The sequence below is a fragment of the Streptomyces verrucosisporus genome (genome assembly GCF_017114865.1).
Classification (GTDB): Bacteria; Actinomycetota; Actinomycetes; order Streptomycetales; family Streptomycetaceae; genus Streptomyces; species Streptomyces fenghuangensis.
Genome location: NZ_JADEYH010000035.1, coordinates 40,058 through 46,118, shown reverse-complemented (window position 1 = coordinate 46,118; position 6,061 = coordinate 40,058). Strand labels below are relative to the sequence as shown.

Sequence of the window (6,061 nt, the reverse complement as noted above, 5' to 3'; positions counted from 1 at the left end):
CGATGGAGGAGCCCGCACCCGCCGGTACCGGACCCGCCGGCTCCCCGACGCACGGCCCTGGTGCGAAGCCGGCGGGCGCGGGGGCTGACCCCGGGCGGGAGACGGTCCTGGCCGGAGGAAGCGGATAGTGTGCCTCTCCCGCCACTCCGGGATCTGTGCACTACGGGAGTCGTGGTGGCGGGCGGCGGTCGCTCCCGGGCGGCGCGGCGCGCCGGCTTCACGCGCTGTCCCGCAGCGCCGGCATGCGATGCGACCGCAGCTCTCCTCCGGTTTCCCGGGCACGTTCCCGCGGGCGGGCCGGGCACGACGGACCCCGCCGCACCGCAGCGGCACTCCCGGCACACTCCGGGATGCGGCCCGATGCGTGGGGATACGACTGTGAGCCCGGTGATGGCACACCGGACCGGACGGAGGTGGCGATCCCGCTTCCAGCACTGCCGTTTGAGGTGCTGTCCGTCCGTCCTTCCCCCAGATCACGCGGCTCCGAGGAATGTACAGGCCGGCCGACCCGCGCCGGCCGGCCTGCGTGGCGGTCACACGCCGGTCAGACAGGGGTCATCTCGGCGGTCGCGGTGAAAACGAAACTCCCCCGCTGGAGGGCGTTGACGCGTACGGACCTGTGTCCGCCGGACGCCTTGGATTCGGTCTCGGCCTCGATCCAGCACGGTTCGTCGAACTCCACGTAGCGCCTGAAGGAGACGTCCATCGCGGTCGGTATCGTCGCTCCGCCGGAGGGCTCCAGAGCGTGGGCGGCCTGGCGCACGCCTTCCAGCAGGAGCATGCCGGGTACATGGTCGACGGGGTGATCGAAGAGGACGGGGTGGGTGGTGTCGACGCGCAGCTGCCAGCGCCAGTCCTCTGCGGTGGGGGAGAGGACCACATCCTGGGGCCTGAGGCGTCCTGTCAGCTCTCCGGCGACCGGAGGTACGGGCGTCGGGGCCTCGGCGGACATCAGGGCGGCGTCGCACCGGCCGGAACGGAGGCGTTCGTAGACGCGGGGGGAGTGCAGGCCGAAGGCGATGGTGGCCACCGACAGCAGGGAGCCGTCACGGACGGCCTCGATGTGCATGGTCATCGAGGCCGCCAGGGAACGGTGGTAGCGGATGTCGGTGCACGCCACGTGCAGTTCGATCTCGGCGGGTGTGTTCTGCGCACGTAGCGCCTGCGCGTTGGCGGCGTACTGCAGGCGGGACCAGCTGATCTGATAGCCGAAGGGGATCTCGTAGGCGGTGTGGGAGAGCAGCAGGCCGCTCTGCCGGAGCGTCTCACAGAGCAGCAGCGGGTCGTGCACGCCGTGCTCGGTGGTGTAGAAGCTGTGGCTGCGCGGCCACTGCGCGGTGACCGTGAAGGTGTCCTTCTCGACCTTGTTCCACCCTGTCAGGAACACCTCGGAGAACGCGGCCCTGTGTACGTACTCTCTGGCCACGGTGGTGGTCAGAGCGGGTCTCACGGAAACGGAGCGTTCTTCGGTGATAAGCATGGCTCTCCCCTGGAACGTGCGTACGTGGCGCCCCCGCGCTATCAGCCGTAGGGGCCGATCTGTAAAATAAGGGTGTTCGTTTTTTTTGTCGAGGGAAAAGTTGAGGTCGCCAGATGAGCGGGCCGAAGCAGGAACGGGCGGTGAGGACAAAAGAGGTGATTCTCCACGCTGCGGCCGAGGTCTTCGACGAGTACGGGTACAGCGGTGCCAGCATCAGCAAGATCATGGAACGCGCCGGGGTGACCCAGGGCGGCATGTACTTCCACTTCAAGTCCAAGAAGTCACTCGCCCACGCCGTCATCGCCAGTCAGCAGGAGTTCGTCCAGTTCCCCGCCGGTGAGCCCGGACTGCAGCGGTTGGTCGATCTGACGTTCCACATGGCGCGGGCACTGCAGACCAATGTCCTGGTCCGTGCGAGCGTCCGCCTCTCGGTCGAGCAGGGCGAGATGGGGATACGTGACGACACACCCTATCGGGAGTGGGTGGAACAGCTCCACGGGCACCTGTGCGCGGCGCGTGAACAGGGCGAGCTGCTGTCTGACGTGGACGAGGAGGAGTTCGCCAAGGTGCTGGTGGGCGCTTACAGCGGCACTCAGCTGTACTCGAACATCTCCACCGGCCGGGAGGACCTGCTGGAGCGCGTCGCCATGCTGTGGCGCTATCTCCTGCCCGGGATCGCTCCTCCGCACGTGAGAGCGAGGATCCGGGCGAGACCCTGCGAGGAAGGACTGGTCGCTTGAGGCCCCCGCGGATCGTGGTCACCGGAGCCACCGGGTTCACCGGCTCGGCTGTGCTGAGGGCACTGGCGCGATGGCGGGGGACCGCCGGAGACCGATTCGTCGTCCGCGCGGTGGGACGGCGGCCTCCGACCGGGGAGACCGCCGCCGACGAATGGTTCCCGGCCGACCTGGCGGAGCCCGGCACGCTGAAGGGTGCGTGCGAGGGCGCGGAGGTGCTGGTGCACCTGGGCGTCTCGCTCGGCCCGGACCCGTCGTGGTGCGACGCGGTCAACAACCGGGGAACCGCCGCCGTGATGGCGGAGGCGGAGCGGGCCGGGGTTCACAGGATCGTGCACCTGTCCACGGCGGCGGTCTACGGCCCCGGTCCCCACCGCGGCATCGTGGTGGGCGAGGTCGAGCCCGCCCCCGTCTCGCCGGCCAGCCGGTCCCGGCTGGCCGGCGAGCGGCATGCCCTCGCGGCCGGGGCGACCGTGTTGCGTCCAGGCCTGGTGATGGGGCGTGGGGACCGGTGGGTGGTCCCCACCCTGGCCGAACTGCTCACCGCCGTGCCCGCCCTGTGGGACGGCGGAAGGGCGCTGCTCTCCCTGGTGGACGTCCAGGATCTCGCGCGCCTGATCGTCCGTTTCGGCCTCACCGGGCGGTCGGCCGCCGCGGCGGTGCACCATGCCGGCCACCCCGTTCCGGTACGCTGCGGCGACCTCCTGACGGCCCTGGCCGGGCACGGACTGCTGCCGGCGGTCACCGAGGAGCTGCCCTGGAGCGAATGCGTTCGCGCGCTCGAGTCGTCCGGCAGTCGGGTGACCGAGCGTCAGATGTCACTCATCGCGCTCGACCACTGGTACGACAGTGCGGCCACCTGGCGCGCCGCGGGGTGCGAGCCGGGTCCGGGTCCTCTGGCACGACTGGAGGAGTCCGCCGACTGGTACCGCTCGGTCACAACGGCCGGGTCCCCGGGAACCCGCGGGGCGGAGTGAGGTGACCGGACGGAGCGTCTCCGGCTGCCCCCCTGAACGTCACGGAGCGGTGGCCTCGGGAGCGCGGACACCCGTCAGGACCAGGTGCCACACGCGCTCCAGCCGGCCGGCGGCGCTCTGGTGGCCGGTGCTCCTGCCAGGGCCGGTGCCGCTCCGTTCGCGCGTGTAGGCCTCGGCCCCGCTCGTCAGGTGTTCCACCAGTGTCGCGACGTCCGCCGGCAGCGCGTCCTCACGGAGCTGGCCGGACCGGTGCGCCTCGTCCAGCAGCTTCCGCACGGTCGGCAGCCAGCTGTCCGACCAGGTCGAAGCGGTGGGCCGTTCCCGCGTGAGGCGGATGGCCGAGCGCACCGCCACGTTCTCCTCCATCAACCGCGCGAGTTCGAGCGTGATGTCGATGATGGCGCGCAGGGCGGGCGTCCGCTCTCCCGCGACGCGCTCCAGGACGGCCTGCACGGCCGCCCAGCCCTCCTCCATGACGGCGTCTGCCAGGTCCGCCTTGGTGGAGAAGTGGAAGGTCAGTGCTCCCACCGACATGCCCGCGGCCTTGCTGACCTGGGACAGCGAGGCGCCCTCGTAACCGCCGTGATCGAACGCCTCCGCAGCGGCCCTGAGCACGGCGGCGCGTGTCCGTAGAGCTCTCTCCTGCTTCACCATGCCGACTCCGAATAGGCGCTCGCCGATTGACGCACAGGGGGTACGGCCTCCGACCGCAACGCACCATTGCGCTTCCCCGGTGGTCCACTCTTCACGTTAGGTGAACACCCTGCTCCTCCCCGGAGACGCCGGGCAATACCGAGTTGCCCAAGATGCGCCTAATCCGTGAAGTGACCCTCCCGGAGCACACACCACCGCCGTGACCTGGGAGAAGATGCGGGAAAGCGCCTTCTTCGCACCCGGGCGGCGGGGCAGGCCGGCCACCCGTGCGTGGGGCGGCTCCCTCCGTCACGCCGTACACCCCCGTGGGCGCCGGTGCCGCCCGCGGCGCGAGGGGCGAGTGGGCGACATCGCGGACCGACTCCGCAGGGTCGCAAAAAAAAGAGGGTGTTCGCTATTCTTTTGGCGTGCGTCAGCCTCATGCCTGCCGCAGGGAGGGAACCACGCCATGACCACGCACGCCCTCACGGACACCCGGGGCCCGGTGCCCGCGTTCGCCGACAGCATCTTCGAGCGCCTGCCACGGGCCGATCAGCGCAGATGGGCGCGAGCCTACCTGCAGGGCCTGCTCGCCACCCCGGGCAAGAAGTCGGTGCGGCGCATCGCCGCCGCCCTCTCGGAATCCCCCACCGTTTCCCAGTCGCTGCACCAGTTCGTCAACGCGAGCCCATGGGACTGGGCGCCTCCCCGGGAGGAGCTGGTGCGCTGGGTCGAGCACCGCACGCGACCGCAGGCCTGGACCGTGGACCTGGCGGTGCTGCGCAAGCGCGGGGAGCATTCCTGCGGCGTGCACCGGCGCTTCGTCCCGTCCACCGGACGCTCGGCCACCTGCCAGGTGGGCGTCGGCGCCTTCCTCGCCGTACCCGACGGGGCCTTCCCGGTCGACTGGCGTCTGCTGCTGCCCGGCCCCTGGGCCAGGGACCCGCAGCGCCGCAGACGCGCCCGTATCCCGGACGGCGTCCACGACCAGCCGGTCGAGCGGCACGTCCTGGACCTGGTCGACATCCTGGCCTCGGTCAGCCGCGCAGTCCCCGTGCCGGTCGTGGCGGACTTGTCCGCCTCCCCCGACGCGGTCGACCTGGTACGCGGCCTCACCCTGCGCGACCGCCACTTCGTCGTCGCCGTACCGGACGACTTCAAGGTCGTACTCGGCCGCCATCTGAAGGTTCAGCAGCGAGGCGGCTCCGGCGTGCGCGGCATGCTCATCGCCGCGCGCAGCCCGTTCCAGTTCGAAACCGGCGGGCTGTTCCAGACGGAGACCGTGCCCGCCGAGCCCGGACACAGGCGCGGCACGACCGTCATGACGAGCCTCGTGCACCTGCCCACGGCGCTTGTGTCCGATTCCCAGCCGCCGCGCACCTACCAGCTGTTCGCGGTGCGCACCGCGGGAGACCGCCGACCGCCACGGCTGTGGCTCACCTCCCTCACCCGCGCCAGGGCGGATGAGAGACTCGCGCTGGTACGGACGCTGTCGCGGACGGCCGAGTCGGTGAGGCGGATGGAGAAGGATTTCGGCCTGCTCGACTTCGAGGGGCGCTCCTACCCCGGCTGGCACCACCACATGACCTTGGTGTCGGCGGCGTACGCCTACAGTCGGCTCGACGGGTCGGGAATCGCGGCGCGGCCGCTGCCGACCGCCGCCTGACCGGTGGGACCTGCCGCCCCGGAGCCGGGCCGGACCGCCAGTGCGCCGTGCGCGGGTCCGCGGCTTCACCACCTCGGCCCCCTTCCGGGAAACCGCTCCGACGCTAGGGTGAACGGATGCTGAGACACACCTATGAGGGGCAGGACTGCAACCTGGCCCGGGCCCTGGAGGTCGTCGGCGAGCGCTGGACACTCCTGATCATCCGCTCGGCCCTGCTCGGCACCAAGCGCTTCGACGCGTTCCTGGAGCACCTGGACATCGCCCGCAACGTCCTGACCAGGCGCCTCACCCGGCTCGTCGAGCACGGGATCATGGAGCGGGTCCCCTACCAGGACAGGCCGGCCCGGTATGAGTACCGGCTGACCCCCGCGGGACTCGATCTGACCCGGGCGGTCATCGCGCTGATGCAGTGGGGCGACCGGAATCTTCCGCTGGAAACGGGCCCCCCGCGCAGGGCCGACCACATCGGCTGTGAGGGCACCGTGCACGTTGAGCTGAGGTGTGCCGGCTGCGGCCGCCAGGTGCACGACGAAGAGGTGGAGGTGCGGCCGGTGCGTTGAACACGCCC

At 70.8% G+C, this 6,061-nt stretch carries 6 protein-coding genes; 4 read left to right on the top strand and 2 right to left on the bottom strand.

The window, feature by feature from the left end; all coding sequences use genetic code 11:
• Nucleotides 1-544 precede the first annotated feature (544 nt).
• Nucleotides 545-1,450 carry a ScbA/BarX family gamma-butyrolactone biosynthesis protein gene (locus tag IQ279_RS24945; RefSeq protein WP_307792527.1) on the bottom strand — a complete coding sequence of 302 codons (906 nt, stop codon included), beginning with the start codon at nt 1,448-1,450 and terminating at the stop codon, nt 545-547.
• Nucleotides 1,451-1,593: 143 nt separating this feature from the next.
• Between IQ279_RS24945 and IQ279_RS24940 the strand changes: the two genes are divergently transcribed.
• Together IQ279_RS24940 and IQ279_RS24935 are read left to right on the top strand one after the other, a co-directional pair.
• Nucleotides 1,594-2,220 (top strand): ScbR family autoregulator-binding transcription factor, encoded by a 627-nt coding sequence (locus tag IQ279_RS24940; RefSeq protein ID WP_206351571.1) that lies wholly within the window; start codon nt 1,594-1,596, stop codon nt 2,218-2,220.
• Entirely contained in the window at nt 2,217-3,194 is a 978-nt protein-coding gene (locus tag IQ279_RS24935; RefSeq protein ID WP_206351570.1) for an NAD-dependent epimerase/dehydratase family protein, read from the top strand. The genes IQ279_RS24940 and IQ279_RS24935 overlap by 4 nt, the downstream gene beginning before the upstream one ends.
• A gap of 39 nt (nt 3,195-3,233) precedes the next feature.
• Here IQ279_RS24935 and IQ279_RS24930 read toward each other — a convergent pair whose 3' ends face one another.
• Entirely contained in the window at nt 3,234-3,848 is a 615-nt protein-coding gene (locus IQ279_RS24930; protein WP_206351569.1) for a ScbR family autoregulator-binding transcription factor, read from the bottom strand.
• Nucleotides 3,849-4,296: 448 nt separating this feature from the next.
• On the opposite strand from IQ279_RS24930, the gene IQ279_RS24925 reads away from it, so the two are divergent.
• Nucleotides 4,297-5,493: an IS701 family transposase gene (locus IQ279_RS24925; protein WP_206351568.1), complete on the top strand. Its 1,197-nt coding sequence runs from the start codon at nt 4,297-4,299 to the stop codon at nt 5,491-5,493.
• Nucleotides 5,494-5,609: 116 nt separating this feature from the next.
• Nucleotides 5,610-6,053 (top strand): winged helix-turn-helix transcriptional regulator, encoded by a 444-nt coding sequence (locus tag IQ279_RS24920; protein ID WP_206351567.1) that lies wholly within the window; start codon nt 5,610-5,612, stop codon nt 6,051-6,053.
• The last annotated feature ends 8 nt before the right edge of the window (nt 6,054-6,061 follow it).

What these genes read in the sequence shown, in the direction of transcription:
- IQ279_RS24925 (WP_206351568.1), top strand. Translation starts at nt 4,297, where the DNA reads ATGACCACGCACGCCCTCACGGACACCCGGGGCCCGGTGCCCGCGTTC.
- IQ279_RS24920 (WP_206351567.1), top strand. Translation starts at nt 5,610, where the DNA reads ATGCTGAGACACACCTATGAGGGGCAGGACTGCAACCTGGCCCGGGCC.
- IQ279_RS24940 (WP_206351571.1), top strand. Translation starts at nt 1,594, where the DNA reads ATGAGCGGGCCGAAGCAGGAACGGGCGGTGAGGACAAAAGAGGTGATT.
- IQ279_RS24930 (WP_206351569.1), bottom strand. Translation starts at nt 3,848, where the DNA reads ATGGTGAAGCAGGAGAGAGCTCTACGGACACGCGCCGCCGTGCTCAGG.